This is a genomic window from Brevibacterium ravenspurgense, from assembly GCF_001584615.1.
Taxonomy (GTDB): Bacteria; Actinomycetota; Actinomycetes; order Actinomycetales; family Brevibacteriaceae; genus Brevibacterium; species Brevibacterium ravenspurgense.
This window is the reverse complement of the sequence record NZ_LQQC01000001.1, coordinates 1-16,178: the sequence shown is the minus strand read 5'-3', so window position 1 is coordinate 16,178 and position 16,178 is coordinate 1. Positions and strand designations below refer to the sequence as shown.

Here is a 16,178-nt window from a genome sequence, read left to right as displayed (position 1 = left end):
CCTTTAGCCGGATTCTGCGCCTTAGCAACAACTGCTAACGGGAGTTTCTGTTGCCAACGGGAGTCTCCCTGCGGCGAAAGCGTGGATTCCTTGCTAACGGGTGTGCGCAACGGCAAACAGACAGCCAACCCGGCACCTCGCCCTAAAACCTCCGCACACCCTTTAGCCGGAATCTGCGCCTTAGCAACAACTGCTAATGGGAGTTTCTCTTGCTAAAGGGAGCCTCCTTGCGGCTAAAGCGCGGATTCCTTCCTAACGGGTGTGCGCAACGGCAACCAGACAACCGCCGAGCACACCCAGCCACCCCGCACCCCAACCACCCCGAACCCCAACCACCCACCTAACAACAGCACCCAAACCCCATCAATATCCCCTCAATATCCCCCACGCGTGCGCGATTTCGCGTTAGTGTCAAATCAGCCGCTGCCGCGCGCTGTCGGCGGAAGACGCGGTTCTCAGGGCCCACCAAGCCCCGGGCCGTTAATATGGTGAGTTGACTGATTGATCGTCGAAAGGGGGTGGAGCGCACCGTGGGCATGCTCGACCGTTTTGAGCGCGGAATTGAACGCGTGGTCAATGGCGCGTTCGCCAAGGCCTTCCGCTCCCAGGTCGAACCTGTTGAGCTCGCCGGAGCGCTTCGCAAAGAAGCCGACGCACGCGCCGCAGTTGTATCGCGCGGCCGCACACTCACCGCCAACAGCTACACCGTGGAACTGTCCTCGAACGACTTCGAGCGACTGACCCCCATCTTCGACGAGCTCAAAACCGATCTCCGTCAGGTTGTCGGCGAACACGCTGTTGAGCAGGGCTACACCTTCGTCGGCCCCGTCACGGTGGAACTGACCGTCGCATCAGACCTCGACACCGGCGTCTACCGCGTGCTCGCAGGAACTGAGCGCCCCGATGGCTCCCCCGCCGCGCAGCCGGCCAATCGCGGCGGCTACGACCCGGCAAGCCGCGCCAACCCCGTCGTGCCGGAAGCCTACGAACAGTCCCGCCGCCGCGAAGCCAACCCGACGCCTCCCCCAGCCGCCGCACCCCCGGCACCCCCAGCACAAGCGCACCCCGCTCCACACCATCCGGACCCCGCACGTCCCGCTCGTCGACAGCCGGCCGCACACTTCACGGTGTCGGTTGGTTCGCGCAGCTACCGGCTGGGCCAGGGGTCGACGATCTTCGGCCGTTCGTCTTCCAGTGCCGACATCGTCATCGACGACCCGGGTGTTTCCCGCCGCCATTTCGAGGTGACCGTCGACGGTTCGCACGCACAGGCCTCTGACCTTGGCTCAACCAACGGCACCCTCTTGGACGGCAAACGCATCTCCAAAGTCAATGTGACCGATGGAACCGTTCTGCAGGCCGGCGACAGCACGGTTGTGTTCCATCGATCGGAAGCAGGGAGCTGATGACAGAGCTCACCGTCATGGTGCTGCGGCTCGCATTCTTCGCGCTGCTGTGGATTTTCGTCTTCCTCGTCGCCGGTGTGCTGCGTCAGGACATCTTCGGTCCGCGCACTAAAGTCCGCCGTCGCAAGGGCGGACGCTCCAAGGGCAACCGCGGCCGCCCGCAGAGCACGCCCGCTGCCGCTCCGACCGCATCCGGCGGCTCTGTTCAGCCCGGCGACCAGGTGACAACTGCCCATCACGCCCAAGTGGTGTTCACATCCGGCGCGCTGCAGGGCAGAGTCATCCCACTGGGCGGCCAACCAGTGACCATGGGGCGTGCCGGCGGCAATGACGTTGTCCTCCACGATGATTTCGCCTCTGGTGTTCACGCGCGCGTTGTCGCTGATGAGGGCCTGTGGTACATCGAGGACCTCGGTTCTACCAACGGAACGTTCGTCGGCGATCGCAGGCTTCACGGCGCTGTGCCCCTGCCTGCTTTCACACCTGTGCGAATCGGCAACACGACTATGGAGCTGCAGGCATGACGAACGAACTTCCCGAAATCATGTTCAACGCCGCCGTCCGCTCCAATGTCGGTCTGGTGCGTCAGAACAATCAGGACTCCGGCTATGTGGGCCCGAACTTTCTGCTGATCGCCGACGGTATGGGCGGTCACGCTGGCGGTGACGTGGCTTCGGCCATCACGGTCAGCCGTCTGGCTGCCCTGGACACTCCGCAGCACAGCCCCGACCTGCTGGGTGAGCTGCGCTCAGCGATTCTCGAAGCGAACGAGCGGATCAACGCCGCTGTCGCCGAACGCCCCGAACTTGCCGGTATGGGCACGACCGTGACCGCGCTTATGCGCCAGGACAGCCGTCTGTGCTTGGCTCACATCGGCGATTCGCGCGCGTACCTGCTGCGCAACGGCGAACTGACCCAGATGACGTCTGACCACACGTTTGTGCAGATGCTCGTGGACGAGGGCCGCATCACGGAGGACGAGGCGGAGCACCACCCCCAGCGTTCTGTCGTCATGAAGGTGCTCGGGGATGTCGGTTCGACACCGGAGCTCGACATGTCGATCCGCAACGCCCAGCTGGGCGACCGTTGGCTTCTGTGCTCTGACGGGCTGACCGGCTTTGCGGATATTCGCGACATCAAGCAGATTCTCGAAACCGTTGAAAACCCCGATGATGCCTGCGACCAGCTGGTGGACCTCGCCCTGGACGGCGGCGGTGCGGACAATGTGACCGTCATCGTCAGCGACATTGTTGAGGCTGACCCCGCGCGCGCTGAAGATCCCGGTTCGAACGCCGGTTCGGTGCGCATCAACCCGCACTACGCGCTTCTGGGCAGTTCAGCTGAGTCCACCCGCCAGATGAACGTCGTCAACGACGATCCTGCCGCTGACACTGACATCATGCACGCCGGCGACATCGCCGCGATGGGCAAGGACACGGGCACCGATGACACCGAAGAGGTCACCCAGCCGACTTCCGCGGATACAGAGCCCGCCACCCAGCCGACCTCCACCTCGGGAGAAGATGACGAGGCGGAGCCGGCTGCCGCCGCAGCCGCACCTGCCGCTCCCGTCGCCGCTGCTTCCGCGGCTTCCGCCGCAGATGAGGAACCGAAGCCCTCCCGCGCCGAGCGCAAAGCCCAGCGCAAGGCCGACAAGAAGGCGTCCAAGCGGGCTGCCGCGGCACGCGACGACGATGACGACGACTACGAAGAAGTGCCCCGCCGCAGCTATTTCGGCTGGATTGTCACGGTGCTCGTGATTGCTCTTCTGGCTGGTGCGGCCCTGTTCGGGTGGCGCTACATTCAGAACCAGTACTACGTGACCGAAGAGAACGGGCGCGTTGTCGTCTACCAGGGTGTTTCCCAGGACCTGGGCCCCATCAGCTTGTCTCACCTGCAGGAACAGACCGACATCGAGGTCAGCAGCCTGTCGAGCTTCACGCAGGACCGCCTGGGTCAGACGATCCCTGCCGGCTCGAAGGAAGACGTTGACAACATCGTTGACAACCTGCGGAAAGAAGCCAGCCGCGACAGCAGCGGTGACGGTATCCAGGGCGGCGTCAACGACGGAACCGACCCCGCCCCCAGCAGCGATTCAGAATCACCGGGCGGTGACGGACAGTGAGTCGCGCAACCCTGGACGACTACCGCACGGAAGCCGATCAGGTCGAGACTGCCAAGGGTCCGCGCACGTACCGCAATGTTGAGCTGTTCCTTGTCATCATCGCGGTGATTGTCGCCGGCGGTTCCTATGCGCTTGTCGGCATCGGCACTTCCGGGGAAATCCCCGCCAACGTGTACAGCTACACCGGCGTGATCGCCGCTTTCGGCATCGGCATGAACATCGTGCTGCGCTTCCGAGCGAAGTACGCCGACCCCGTGCTGCTGCCGATCGCAGTCATGCTCAACGGCCTGGGCCTGGCGATGATCTTCCGGATCGGGGTTGCCAAGGGCACCACGAGGACTGCGGATTCGCAGCTCATCTGGATGGGCCTGGGCGTCATTCTGTGCGCCGCGGTCATCTTTGTGCTGCGCGATCACCGCATTCTGCGCAACTGGCCCTACATTGCGTTTCTCGCCGGTGTTTTCTTCCTTCTGCTGCCCCTGCTGCCCGGATTGGGCCGGACCATCAACGGTTCGCGCATCTGGATCGGTTTGGGCCCGTTCAGCTTCCAGCCGGGTGAAATCGCCAAAATCTTCTTGGCGATCTTCTTCGCCGGCTATTTCGTCAACTACCGCGACCAGCTGCGCCTGGCCGGTCCGCGAGTCCTTGGGGTGCGCCTGCCGAGGCTGCGGGATACCGGTCCGCTCATCATCGCCTGGATCATTGCGGTTGCCGTCATGGTCTTCCAGACCGACCTGGGTTCAGCACTGCTGTTCTTCGGTCTGTTCGTTGCAATGCTCTACGTGGCCACCGGCATCAAAACGTGGATCTTTTTGGGCCTGTCCATGTTCGCCGCAGCCGCAGTCTCCGCGTATTTCCTGTTTGCGCACTTCTCACAGCGCGTCGACGCGTGGCTCAACGCGCTGTCACCGGAAGAGTTCAACCGCAAACCCGGCGGTTCCTACCAGCTGGTGCAGGGCATGTTCGGCATGGCCAACGGAGGTCTTTTCGGCAAGGGATTCGGCGAGGGCCGCCCGCAGATCGTCCCCTATTCGGACTCCGACTTCATCATCGCCAGCTTCGGCGAAGAGATCGGAATGATCGGCCTGTTCGCAATCCTCACGCTGTACCTCATCATGTTCCAGCGCGGCGTGAAGATCGCCGGCAGCCTGCGCGACCAGTTCGGCACCCTGCTGGCTCTGGGTCTTTCGTTCCTCATGGCCTTCCAGACGTTCATCGTCGTCGGCGGTGTTACCCGCCTCATCCCGCTGACCGGTCTGACCACCCCGTTCTTGGCAGCCGGTGGTTCTTCTCTTGTGGCCAACTGGATCATTCTGGGGTTGCTGCTGCGCATGAGCGACAACGCCAGACGCCCACAGGAGGAATTCCAGACGGGCGTGCTGCGGGCGGTCACAGACACCTCGCCCACCGTGCGCACGGATGACGAGGCCGATGTCGAGGCTGACAGTGGCGACTTCGCAACTTCGGACTACAACCCCAGCACCAGCGGCTACGCGCCGAAGCCGGCAGGAGGTGAACAGCAGTGAAGAAATCTCTCAACCACGTATTCATCGTGGGGCTTGTGATGTTTGCCCTGCTGTTCGGTTCGGTCAGCACGGTGCAGTTCCTTGCGGCTGACAGTCTGCGCTCCAACCCGATGAACAACCGCACGCTGCTCGAACAGCTCTCACGGCCGCGCGGTCCGATCCTCATCGACGGTGAACCCGTCGCCAAGTCCGTTCCCGTTGATACGCAGTACAAGTACCAGCGACAGTACGGCGGAGAGGGCCTGCCTGCCGAAATGTATGCGGGCATCACGGGCTACTACTCGGTTATCGGCGGCTCCACTGGGATCGAACGCACCGAGGGCAGCCTGCTGTCGGGCCTGGACGACCGTTTCTTCTACGACCAGATCTCCAACTGGCTGACCGGTCAGGAGAACATGGGCGCAGCCATTGAGCTGACCATCAACCCCAAGGCGCAGAAAGCTGCGTGGGATGCTCTTGGCGGACAGAACGGTGCCGCTGTTGCGCTTGACCCGAAGACCGGGCACGTCCTGGCGATGGTGTCGACCCCCGGCTGGGATCCGAACCCCTTGGCTTCGCACGACACGAAGAAAGCCCAGTCGGCCTATGACAAGCTCCTCAAGGCCGACGGTCAGCCTGCCGTGAACAAGGCGATCGGCGGCAAACAGTACCCACCCGGCTCTGTTTTCAAGCTCGTCACCGCGGCAGCCGCACTCGAACACGGCGACTACACACCGGACACTGTGCTGGATTCACCCACCCGCTTGGACCTTCCGCAGACCAGCGCAACCATCGGCAACGCCGGCGGCGCAGCCTGCGGCAGCGGCGGCAAGGCCAGCTTCGAACATGCTTTGGCGAAGTCGTGCAACACAACCTTTGCCAAGCTTGGCATGGACATCGGCGAAGACGCGATGGCTGAAACGGCCTCCAAGTTCGGCTTCGGCGAAAGCTTCGAATCGCCCATCAAGGTCGATGCTTCGCAGTTCCCGGAAGATCTCAACCCGCCGCAGCTGGCACAGTCGTCCATTGGACAGTACGAAGTCCGCACCACGCCCATGCAGATGGCCATGGTTGCCGCGGCAATCGCGAATGACGGCAAGGAAATGCAGCCCAACCTCGTCAAGCAGGTCAAGAACGCCCGCACGCTCGAGGTGATGGAAACCCCGCGGCCGAAAACCTTCTCGAAGCCCATGAGCAAAGAGTCGGCAGGCTACCTCAACCAGATGATGCAGAAGGTCGTCACCGACGGCACCGGCGGGGCGGGAGCGATCTCTGGTGTCAAGGTCGCTGCGAAGACCGGTACGGCACAGCATGCGAAAGGCGCGGCACCCCACGCCTGGTACACATCGTTCGCTCCGGCTGACGACCCCCAGGTGGCCGTGGCAGTAGTAGTAGAGAACGGCGGTGCAGCAGGATCGGCAGCATCCGGCGGGCGCACTGCGGGACCGATAGCAAAGAAGATCATGGAGGCGGTGATCAGCTGATGAAGCCAGAAGCAGGCACGGTGCTCGGCGGACGCTACGAACTCACCACCCGCATCGCCGTCGGCGGAATGGGCGAAGTGTGGAAGGGAACCGACAACGTTCTCGGCCGCCCTGTCGCAGCGAAGATCATGAAGGACGAATACCGGGACGACGAGGGCTTCCTCGCTCGGTTCCGGGCCGAAGCACGCTCAATGGGCGCGGTGTCCGACCCCGGCATTGCCGGCGTGTACGACTACGGCGAAGAAACCGGCGCACCCTACTTGGTTATGGAGTACGTGCCCGGCGAAGCGCTGTCGGCAATCATCGAACGCGACGGCGCTATGAGCGAAGTCGATGCTCTCAACATCACCGCGCAGGCCGCCCAGGCGCTCGATGCCGCCCACAAGGCCGGTGTGGTGCACCGTGACATCAAACCGGGCAACCTGCTCATCACCCCGGACTTCCGGGTGAAGATCACCGACTTCGGCATTGCCCGCGTGGCCGACCAGGCTCCGCTGACCCGCACCGGTCAGGTGATGGGCACCGCCCAGTACCTGGCTCCGGAACAGGCCACCGGCAAGGGCTCGGTGCCCCAGTCCGACCTGTATTCGCTCGGCATCATCCTGTACGAACTGCTGGCGGGCCGCCGTCCGTTCATCGGCGAAACCCAGGTTGAGATCGCCATTGCGCAGGTCAACCGCAAGCACCCCGCCCTGCCGGAAACCGTTTCGGCACCCGTGCAGAGGCTCGTGGACTGCCTGCTGGCCAAGAAGCCGGGGCAGCGTCCGGCTGACGGCGCATCTGTGGCCACGGCTGCGCGTGCCCTGATGGACGGCGACATCGCGGCTGCGGAAGCCGCCATCCCCCAGCTGGCTCCGAATGCCGGCGGACAGACCGCCGCAACACAGGTGATCGGCTCTGACGAAGCTTCGACTACCGTGCTGAACCACACCTCGGAGCAGGCGGCCGCACAGCCGGCGGGCATCCAGCGCGGATACCTGGCGGGACCAGAGCCGACGTCAGAAGAACTCGAAGAACCCGAAGAGCGCAAGAAGGGCGGCGCAGGCGCCAAAGCTGCGATCGCGATTCTTGTGATTGCCCTTCTGGGTCTGCTGGGCTGGGGTGCGTGGGCACTGTTCGGTGAACAGCTGTTCGGCGATCAGACCACGGATGAACAGTCCGAAATGGTCGAGATCAACCCCAGCGACTATGTCGGCAAGGACTACCGCGACGCAAAGGCTGACCTGCGGGATATTGGCCTCAAGGCCGAAAAGACCCTGGAATACTCTGACGAACCAGAAGGCACCGTCACAGCTGTGCAGAGCGGTGAGAACGGCTACAGCTTCCCGTCCGGTTCGCGAGTAACACTGGTGGTTTCGCGCGGTTCTGAGCCAACTCAGAACGACCCCGCTGACAACCAGGACAGCCAGCCTGAGCAGCAGGAACAGCAGCCGCAGGAGCGCAAGCGCCCCAGCGACTCGAACCAGGGCGGTTCCGACCAGGGTGGATCCGACCAGGGCGGCTCGAACCAGCAGGACGGTTCCGGCGGTTCCGGGTCTGACAACGGCGGCGGATCCAATGACAGCCCCGGAAATTCGGGCGATGCGCCGGGTCAGGACCGCGGAAACTCCGGCAATGCTCCGGGACAGAACAAGGACCAGGGAGGCCAAGGCGGCCAGAACGGTTCCGACCAGGGCAATTCGGGACAGGGTGGTTCCGGCCAGGGTGGCGGAAAAGTGACGGGCGGGGACTCCGCCTCGAACAGCGGAGGTAAATGATGCCAGATTCACGTCTGCTTCTGGGCCGTTATGAGATCAAGGAGCTCCTGGGTCGCGGCGGTATGGCCGAAGTGCATGCGGGAACTGACCGCAGGCTCGGCCGTCGTGTGGCAATCAAACTGCTGCGCAGCGACCTGGCCCGTGACAATTCCTTCCACGAGCGCATCAACCGCGAAGCCCAGTCGGCTGCCCGGCTGAACCACCCCGGCATCGTCAGCGTCTACGACTCCGGCGAAGAGGCCGTGGTGGAGTCCGGCGGCGGCGAAGTCATGGTGCCGTTCATCGTCATGGAGTACGTGGAGGGGCAGACTCTGCGTGAGGTTCTCTCAACCCACGGGCCGCTGACGGTGCAGGAATCGCTGGACATCATTGCGGGTGTCCTGGCGCCCCTGGACTACAGCCACCGCAACGGGATTGTCCACCGCGACATCAAACCCGCCAACGTCATGCTCACTCCTGAAGGCGACATCAAGGTCATGGACTTCGGGATTGCGCGCGCACTTGAGGACACGGGTTCGCTGACCCAGACCTCGTCTGTTGTCGGCACCGCCCAGTACCTGTCGCCCGAGCAGGCCCGAGGCGAGGTTGTCGATGCCCGCTCCGACCTGTATTCGACGGCCTGCCTGCTGTACGAACTGCTGACGGGCCAGCCGCCGTTCACGGGTGATTCGCAGCTGGCCGTGGCGTACCAGCACGTGGGCGAAACCCCGCGTCCGCCTTCGGAGATCAACCCGAACATTCCGCCGTCGGTGGACCGTCTGGTGCTGCACGCTCTGAGCAAGAGCCGTGATGAGCGCTACCAGGATGCGTTCACGTTCCGCGAGGATGTCCTGGCTGCCCGCGATGGTCGTCCCATGAGCATTGACGGCGGCGACCCGAACGCAACCCAGATCTACACCCCGGCCCCGGCGACCGCCGCAACGCAGATGGTAGCTCCCGTCGGCGTGGGCACCGGCCCGCAGACCATGGGGCCACATGATGAGCTGAGCAACACCTCGGGCTTTTCGACCCTGCCCAACCGCGACGAAGAAGAGGAAAAGGACAAGAAGAAGCGCAGCTGGCTGTGGATTCTTGCGACGATCCTCGTCCTTGTTTTGGGCGGGCTGGGCCTGTGGGTGTACCAGCTGTCCAAACCGCAGGAACCGCCCACGATCGAGCTTGCTGACCTGAAGGACGTTTCTGAAGAAGAGGCGCTGAAGTGGCTGGCGGACAATAACCTCAACGGGCTGACCGAAGAGGTCAACGACGACGATGTCGAGGAGGGCAACGTCGTCAAGACTGACCCCGAAGGCGGCTCTGTTGTCCAGGTGGGTTCGGATGTCACGGTGTTCGTTTCCGTTGGGCCGGCCGAGGTGACAGTTCCGGATGTTTCGGGACAGACCGAGTCTTTGGCTCGCCAGACGCTGGAAGAGGCTGGTCTGAAGGGCGGTTCGAACACCGAGGAGAACTCGCCTGACGTTGATAAGGGCACGGTGCTCAAGACCAAGCCCGGTAAGGATTCGAAGGTCGAGAAGGGTTCGGCTGTTGACCTGGTGCTGTCTTCGGGACGGGTTGATGTTCCGGATGTCACCGGCAAGACCGCTGATGAGGCCTGCGAAATCCTGACCGGCGAAAAGCACCAGCTGCAGTGCAACACCGAAGAGGTCGAAACGAACGACCACGACGCAGGCAAGGTGTTCTCGCAATCGGTCAAGGGCGGTTCGTCAACCGAACAGCACGCCACGATCACCATCAAGGTGGCGAAGGAAAAGCCGACGCCCACTCCGACGCCGACGCCGGCAGATGACAACACGGATGACGAGGGATGGCCTCTTCTGCCGGGAGCAGATGACGATTCGTGATTCCGCTGCGGCGCTCAGCTGCTGAGCGCCGCGGCTGACGCCACCGGGGCGCGGCCGTGTGCGGCGGCGATTGCCTGCCGCATACCGCAGGCGGCAAGGAAGTTCGCGACCATCGTGTAGCCGCTCTGTGTGAGAACACTTTCGGGGTGGAACTGCACGCCGTGCAGCGGCGCATTGCGATGGCGGATGCCCATGATGACGCCGTCTTCTGTCTGCGCGGTGACTTCGAAGACGTCCTGCGGGAGGCTGTCGTCCACGATTGCCAGTGAATGGTAGCGGGTGGCTGTCAGCGGTGAAGGGCAGCCGGCGAAAACCGATTCTCCGTTGTGGACGACCTGCGAGGTTTTGCCGTGCATGAGAACCGGTGAACGGTCGACCACGGCCCCGAACACCTCGCCCAACACCTGGTGACCCAGGCACACCCCGAAGTATGGCAGCGAGTGCTGAGCGGCCCATCGTGCGATGTCGGCGCTGATGCCGGCTTCAGCCGGCGTGCCCGGCCCCGGAGAGATGAGAACACCGTCGTACTTCGGCAGGAGTTCGTCCAGCTGGTCGGCGGTGATGTCGTCATTGCGGACGACATCGGTCTGCGCGCCGAGTTCCTGCACGTAGCTGACCAGGGTGTAGACGAAAGAATCGTAGTTGTCGATCACGAGGATGCGAGCGATCACAGGTCTGCTCCCGGGATGACTGTGTCAGCCGCTGCGTGGGCTGTTGCGTGGGCAGCCCGGCCTTCGATTGTGGCGTCGTTGAACGGCATGTACGGCGCGATCACGGGGAACACGTACTGCATGAGCACAAACACGATGACCGCGATCAGCAGTGCGCTGATGATGGTTTTGACGAACCAGTTGCCCGGCAGCAGACGCCAGATGAATTCATACATGCTTACTTCCCTCCGGCTTTCTCGAAGGCGGGAAGGTCGGCAAGTTCCTTGGGAACGTCCGTGCCGGCCGGCGACCAGTCGGTGAGCGTTGCGTAGGCAATGTAGCGTTCGCGCGCGGAGAACATGGGGTTGCACGCCGTGAGCGTCATGATCCGGTCCTTGCCCTTGTATTCGGGGGCCGACGGGACGGGGGCGAGCACTTCCGTGGCGTCGGGCAGGGTGATGTCGTAGTTGCGGAAGGTGTAGGTGTACACGCCTTCCTTCGTCTGAATGTAGATCCTGTCGCCCGGCTGCATTTCGGCGATGAGGTTGAGCGGCTTTCCGTAGGTCACGCGGTGGCCGGCCATGGCGAAGTTGCCGACTTCACCGGGTTTGGCAGTCGACGGGTAATGGCCCATGCCCATGCGGTTGAGCACGGGTTCCAGCGACACACCTTCCGCAATGGTGCGGTAGTAGTTGGGGCCGAACCGCGGGATGTACATGATGCCGAAGGCTTCGTTCTCAGCCGGCAGTGCGGCTGGCACGGGGGTGTCAGGGTCTTCGGGCAGTTTGTCGAGCGGATTTTCGCGCCACTTTTCGGCAAGGGACCCTGCCAGGTGCTGGTTGTCTTTGTTCGCTTCGATGTCGGTCCACCACAGTTGCCACACCACGAACAGGATGAGGATGAGGCCGGCGGTGATGCATAGTTCGCCGAAGCCGCGGATGGTGCCGCGAATAAAGCCGAGGGGTTCAGGTTCCGGCTTTGCGGGTTTTGCCGGTGGGGCTGGTGCGGGTTCAGCGTGCCCGGTGGGGGCGCTGTAGCCGGTCGGTGCGCTGTAAGCAGCAGGCTGGCTGTAGCCGGTCGGCGCGCTGTGGCCCTGGTTCGGTGCGGTGGTGTGCTGCGGTCCGGTGCCGTAGGCACGACGGGCATCGCGAGCTGCCGGGCGGATGTAGGGGCGCTCCCCCACCGCCGGCATGGGCGAGGTGGCGGCACCGTCATCTTCTGCCGCAGGGTACGAGGTGGATTCTGCCGGGGCCTCTGTTTCGCGGCTGGGTTCGCGGTTGGACCGCTGTGATCCCTCTGGGTGCACGGCGTAGGTTTCGCCGGCAGATTCGGCTTGTTCGGCACGCTGGGCTTCAGCCCGCTCACGCGCGATGCGTTCTTTGCGCGTCAGTGGTTGATCCACGTGTGTCCTCTTAGCTTTCCAACGATCCCAGCGGGGATATCCGGCTGTTTCCTCGAGCCATCATAGTGGTTCAAGCCGGCGTTCTTGTGCTATGCGAGCCAAAAACGACTAACATACCCTGAGGAATTCCGATATGCCGTTGTTTGGCCTGCACAAGGCCAACCGAAGGAGAACTGTGGCCTCGTCAAGCAAGCGCGAAGACAACCTCAAGGCAACCTCATCGAAGGTGCCCGCCGAAGCCGACGCTGAAGAAGCGGTCGAATCGGCTGAACTCGACGCGAGCAGCGCAGAATCGGAAGACAGCGCGAAGGCCTCTGGCAAGGCAGCTGACAAGGGCTCCAAGAAGGCGAAGAAGACCGACGACGCAGACAAGAGCGGCACCTCGGAAGACAAAAAGGCTTCTGACGAAAAGTCGGGCAGCAAGAAGGCTGACGAAAAGTCGGCCAAGAAGAAGGCCGACAAGAAAGCGGAAGACAAGGGCACCTCGGGCGCTAAGCAGAAGAACCGCAAGTCCGCGCCCGCCAAGAAGTCGAAGAATTCCGCGAAGTCGGGCAACCCGGCAAAGCGCGCATCGGCGCGCAAGCAGACCAAGTACCAGTCCGGCAGCTCGGATACCAGCGTGCGCCCAAACCCGCGCTGGTTCCTGCCGACCATGCTCGGCATCATCATCCTGGGCATGCTGTGGTTGATCGTGTTCTACCTGTCCGGTGGTGAGTTCCCCGTGAAGGTGTGGGGTAACTGGAACCTGCTGGCAGGCTTCGGAATCATGGTCGTCGGCCTGGCGATGTCCACCAGATGGCGGTGAGTCCTGGCGGAGGCCAGGGCGGATCAGGCGGTTCAGGCCAGCGCGGCGGTGCCGCAGATTTTCGCCTCCTAGCTCAAGCACCCCTCGGATGGAGGCTGACGGCCCTGTTTGTGGGGCTTGCCTTCTACGGGCTGTCCTCGGGACTCATGGTGATGTCCAATCTGGGGCCCGTACCGTGGGATGTTCTGCACCAGGGCATTTCGCACCACGTGCCGCTGTCGATCGGCACGATCATCGTGATCATGTCGCTCATCGTTCTGCTGGCGTGGATTCCGCTCAAGCAGAAGCCCGGGCTGGGAACAATTGCCAACGCCGTGCTGATCGGCGTGTGGCTGGACTTCTTCGTGTGGCTGATCGGCTATCCGGAACAGCTGTGGGTGCGGATCCTGTTCATGATCTCCGGCATTGTTCTCAACGCGATTGCCACGGTTCTGTACATCATTCCGAACTTCGGGCCCGGGCCGCGTGACGGGCTCATGACCGGCCTGACCCGTGTGACCGGCAAACCCGTGTGGATGGTGCGCTCGGTTATTGAGGTTTTGGTTCTTGTAACGGGCGTCCTGCTGGGCGGACTGCTGTGGATCGGCACATTTGCGTATGCGTTCTTGATCGGCCCGCTGACGAACTTCTTCCTGCGAGTCGCGCAGAGGATCTTCGGGCCGTCCGACCCCTTGGTCAGCGACGAGACGTGAGCGGTCGCCGAACGCGCGGGTCGGCGCCGGCAGTTGGCGCCCATCCGGCGGTTGGGTCCCGTCCCGCGGCGAGACACGCGCGTTGAACCCTCACCACAAAGTCAATTCTTCAGACTAATCTCCCTGGAGATCACAGCTAGCCACCTTGTTCTTGCACAGCCGCGACAAGAGAATGGCTACGCGAACGCGGTTTCCAAATGCTTCTCGACCAGAAAAGCACACGCATTACCTTGCTGCTTAATGAAAAGGGATGGAATGATCCACTGGCGGCAAAGCGAACCCAAGTGCCGCCGAGGTGCAGGCCTTCCGAGGCTGTGAAGCAAAAGAACGCTTGACGACTGTGACGTCCGACACTAAAAACAGTTAAGAGCGAGGTGACTCGCTCATTGACAACAACCGTCGACCGAATTAAAAGAGCGCAACGATGGAAACACTGCTAGAAGTGGTCAAAAACCAGCACGCCGACGCACTCCGTCACGTCGCTATGGATTGCTGCGCGGAGGTAGATCCCGAGTGATCCACCACGAACCCAAATAGCCTATTGTATGGCCCCGTCAAATCGAAGTATCCGGCGAGGCCATACGATTCAACGAGGAGACGTATTGCAAGCCTTGTCCGAAGCAGTACCAAAGCACTATGTCGAAACCGCACTAAGCAAAATCCCCGCACGACCAGATGAAATAGCCGAGGTTCAGGCTCTCGAATTCCTCAAGCACATCTCAATCATGTCGATGACTGGAGGCCGCCGCATCTTGGACACTTTCTTCGTGTGCAGTCTACACAGCGCTGGGAGAACCGGCCATTAAAGAGAGCCTCGACAAGAGCTTCTACCGCCTAAATCAAATCTCTGAGTCCATCAGAAGAATTTTTAGGAACATGAATATAGAAATCGTCCGGAATGAGACTCCGTTATTTACCTCAGTTTTAACTAAATGCGATTATGATTTATCAGGCAAGCGCTTCTCTACTAATTTGCTGAGGATTGACACTTGCCCCTGGAATGTGAATCGGCTTTCAGATTTCGCTGGACGCTCAAACCATGCCTAGCTCAATCAGCCCGATCAAACCATCAGATATTATTAAAAAAGTCGGCTTGATGTCGTTTTCAACGTTGGCGCCTTTGATTACGAATTTATTCGCAATTATTTTTATACGTGATGCCTACGGGGATAACGGAGTATTCGCTTTAGGATCAGCCGGAAATATAATCGGTATTATAGTTGCCGCCTCTGCGGGATGCTCGATTGTCAGCATTCGAAGTTTTGTCCAGTTAAAACTAAAAGGTCAACTAGACCCATTGTCCGCTGCCGATGAATTCAGGACGCAGAATAGTCAAGCCCTGCGGATCTCAGTATTAGCAGGCTTGTGTGTTTTCGTTGTATGCGGTGCACTTTTTATATTTGCCGAACATCACGGTCATGAACAGCTCTTCTATTTAGCTGGAGTTTTTCCGTGGATGCTGTTGATCCCATTTTCCCAGGTAGCAGCGGGCGCGCTCCAGGCATTTGCTCTTGAACGTAAGATATTCACAGCAAGCATTGCCACAGTGCTGCTTCAGATTGTCTCTATACCACTAATTATCGGCTTAGAGTTGCCGCTCGCCTGGACCCTGCTGTCGCTTGGCTTAGTCCAAAGCGCTATAGCTATCTGCGTGTATCTGTATCGCCTGCGGCTCGTCCGCCAGACACTTGACACCAGCGTTCTAGGTGCACTCTTACCAAAACGTGTGAAAGACCGCTGGCATGGCTTTGCCGATCGCGCCCTCGCCGGAGCCGACGGACTAGTATTCATGGGTTTCTTCGCTTTTCTCACCTTTGTAGCACGAACCCACAGCATTGAGGCGGGCGCAATCATTGCCCTGGTTGTGAGTATTATGCGATTATTTGTGATTCCAATGAAGCAGTTCGGGAACATCGGGGGACGCATGCTGTTGACGGCTGGTGTTAACAAATACAGTCTCCGCAGTTTACGCAAAGCCTCTTTGACATTCACCACACCTTTGGCTCTAGTCGTGTTAGTTCTTGCGATTTTCCTGGTGCCCTATCCGAGCGTCATGCTTATTGCACCTATGTTGATGGTTCAAATGTTCACTGAGCCTTGGTCGGGTATCGATTTTTCGCTTGCGAAAGTACTATATTCACCGCGTGCAGTGGCCAAGGTTCTATTTACAGTATACGGATCCATCGGTGCTCCAATTGCTTTGATGTTGGCGATAACAGGATGGGGCGGTGCCGTGGAAGTTTGGTCCGTAGCGTTCGTTTGTCGTTTGCTATTTTTAGGCGGCGTACAGAAGTCCTTGAAGCGATTGCATGAGGATGAACCGTCCTGGGTTTCGTTCCGTTCTACTGATTGAAGGAGAATTGGATTATGCCAACTGTCTATACCGGCTCTTCCGGTTTCAGAGTGCGTGACGCGGTCTCTGACTGCCGGGTGTTGGTGATGAATGAGGGGCGGGCCTTGGGTGAAGATAGAAGTTCCTCAACTCGTCTCTCACCCAAGGCCCTGTCGTGC

At 61.1% G+C, this 16,178-nt stretch carries 13 protein-coding genes; 10 read left to right on the top strand and 3 right to left on the bottom strand.

Annotation, left to right across the window (positions count from 1 at the left end; translation table 11 throughout):
- The first annotated feature begins 536 nt into the window (after positions 1 to 536).
- Genes Bravens_RS00065 through pknB form a run of 7 tightly spaced genes read left to right on the top strand, consistent with a single transcriptional unit; the run spans position 537 to position 10,118 of the window.
- Positions 537 to 1,406, top strand: coding sequence for a DUF3662 and FHA domain-containing protein (locus Bravens_RS00065; RefSeq protein ID WP_244878084.1), 870 nt, complete (start codon positions 537 to 539; stop codon positions 1,404 to 1,406).
- Positions 1,406 to 1,930, top strand: coding sequence for an FHA domain-containing protein FhaB/FipA (locus Bravens_RS00060; protein ID WP_019174062.1), 525 nt, complete (start codon positions 1,406 to 1,408; stop codon positions 1,928 to 1,930). The genes Bravens_RS00065 and Bravens_RS00060 overlap by 1 nt, the downstream gene beginning before the upstream one ends.
- The gene (locus tag Bravens_RS10625) at positions 1,927 to 3,531 is read left to right on the top strand and encodes a PP2C family protein-serine/threonine phosphatase (RefSeq protein ID WP_062019236.1); all 1,605 of its coding nucleotides are present in this window, start codon (positions 1,927 to 1,929) and stop codon (positions 3,529 to 3,531) included. Before Bravens_RS00060 ends, Bravens_RS10625 begins: the two co-directional genes overlap by 4 nt.
- Positions 3,528 to 5,057, top strand: a complete 1,530-nt coding sequence (locus Bravens_RS00050) for an FtsW/RodA/SpoVE family cell cycle protein (RefSeq protein ID WP_062019234.1) — start codon at positions 3,528 to 3,530, stop codon at positions 5,055 to 5,057. Before Bravens_RS10625 ends, Bravens_RS00050 begins: the two co-directional genes overlap by 4 nt.
- On the top strand, positions 5,054 to 6,520 hold the full coding sequence (locus tag Bravens_RS00045; RefSeq protein ID WP_062019232.1) for a peptidoglycan D,D-transpeptidase FtsI family protein: 1,467 nt from the start codon (positions 5,054 to 5,056) through the stop codon (positions 6,518 to 6,520). The genes Bravens_RS00050 and Bravens_RS00045 overlap by 4 nt, the downstream gene beginning before the upstream one ends.
- Positions 6,520 to 8,277, top strand: a complete 1,758-nt coding sequence (locus tag Bravens_RS00040; protein ID WP_019174065.1) for a protein kinase domain-containing protein — start codon at positions 6,520 to 6,522, stop codon at positions 8,275 to 8,277. The genes Bravens_RS00045 and Bravens_RS00040 overlap by 1 nt, the downstream gene beginning before the upstream one ends.
- On the top strand, positions 8,277 to 10,118 hold the full coding sequence (gene pknB, locus Bravens_RS00035; protein ID WP_244878081.1) for a Stk1 family PASTA domain-containing Ser/Thr kinase: 1,842 nt from the start codon (positions 8,277 to 8,279) through the stop codon (positions 10,116 to 10,118). The genes Bravens_RS00040 and pknB overlap by 1 nt, the downstream gene beginning before the upstream one ends.
- 14 nt (positions 10,119 to 10,132) lie before the next feature.
- Here the strand turns inward: pknB and Bravens_RS00030 are convergent, their stop codons facing one another.
- From Bravens_RS00030 to Bravens_RS00020, 3 genes are read right to left on the bottom strand one after another with little or no spacing between them, the layout of a single operon-like run.
- Entirely contained in the window at positions 10,133 to 10,789 is a 657-nt protein-coding gene (locus Bravens_RS00030; RefSeq protein WP_062019228.1) for an anthranilate synthase component II, read from the bottom strand.
- On the bottom strand, positions 10,786 to 11,004 hold the full coding sequence (locus Bravens_RS00025; RefSeq protein WP_062019226.1) for a hypothetical protein: 219 nt from the start codon (positions 11,002 to 11,004) through the stop codon (positions 10,786 to 10,788). The genes Bravens_RS00030 and Bravens_RS00025 overlap by 4 nt, the downstream gene beginning before the upstream one ends.
- Positions 11,005 to 11,006: 2 nt before the next feature.
- Positions 11,007 to 12,170, bottom strand: coding sequence for a class E sortase (locus tag Bravens_RS00020; RefSeq protein WP_062019224.1), 1,164 nt, complete (start codon positions 12,168 to 12,170; stop codon positions 11,007 to 11,009).
- Between the two features lie 175 nt (positions 12,171 to 12,345).
- On the opposite strand from Bravens_RS00020, the gene Bravens_RS10295 reads away from it, so the two are divergent.
- From Bravens_RS10295 to Bravens_RS00005, 3 genes are all read left to right on the top strand, one after another.
- Positions 12,346 to 12,975, top strand: coding sequence for a cell division protein CrgA (locus Bravens_RS10295; protein ID WP_244878080.1), 630 nt, complete (start codon positions 12,346 to 12,348; stop codon positions 12,973 to 12,975).
- Positions 12,966 to 13,667: a membrane protein YczE gene (yczE, locus tag Bravens_RS00010; protein WP_244878079.1), complete on the top strand. Its 702-nt coding sequence runs from the start codon at positions 12,966 to 12,968 to the stop codon at positions 13,665 to 13,667. Before Bravens_RS10295 ends, yczE begins: the two co-directional genes overlap by 10 nt.
- A 1,039-nt stretch (positions 13,668 to 14,706) precedes the next feature.
- On the top strand, positions 14,707 to 16,020 hold the full coding sequence (locus tag Bravens_RS00005; protein WP_157452663.1) for a hypothetical protein: 1,314 nt from the start codon (positions 14,707 to 14,709) through the stop codon (positions 16,018 to 16,020).
- Positions 16,021 to 16,178: the final 158 nt, after the last annotated feature.

Bases quoted from the DNA above. Each gene is read 5' to 3' on its own strand.
- Bravens_RS00065 (WP_244878084.1), top strand. From the start codon at position 537: ATGCTCGACCGTTTTGAGCGCGGAATTGAACGCGTGGTCAATGGCGCG.
- Bravens_RS00060 (WP_019174062.1), top strand. From the start codon at position 1,406: ATGACAGAGCTCACCGTCATGGTGCTGCGGCTCGCATTCTTCGCGCTG.
- Bravens_RS10625 (WP_062019236.1), top strand. From the start codon at position 1,927: ATGACGAACGAACTTCCCGAAATCATGTTCAACGCCGCCGTCCGCTCC.
- Bravens_RS00040 (WP_019174065.1), top strand. From the start codon at position 6,520: ATGAAGCCAGAAGCAGGCACGGTGCTCGGCGGACGCTACGAACTCACC.
- pknB (WP_244878081.1), top strand. From the start codon at position 8,277: ATGCCAGATTCACGTCTGCTTCTGGGCCGTTATGAGATCAAGGAGCTC.
- Bravens_RS00025 (WP_062019226.1), bottom strand. From the start codon at position 11,004: ATGTATGAATTCATCTGGCGTCTGCTGCCGGGCAACTGGTTCGTCAAA.
- yczE (WP_244878079.1), top strand. From the start codon at position 12,966: ATGGCGGTGAGTCCTGGCGGAGGCCAGGGCGGATCAGGCGGTTCAGGC.
- Bravens_RS00005 (WP_157452663.1), top strand. From the start codon at position 14,707: ATGCCTAGCTCAATCAGCCCGATCAAACCATCAGATATTATTAAAAAA.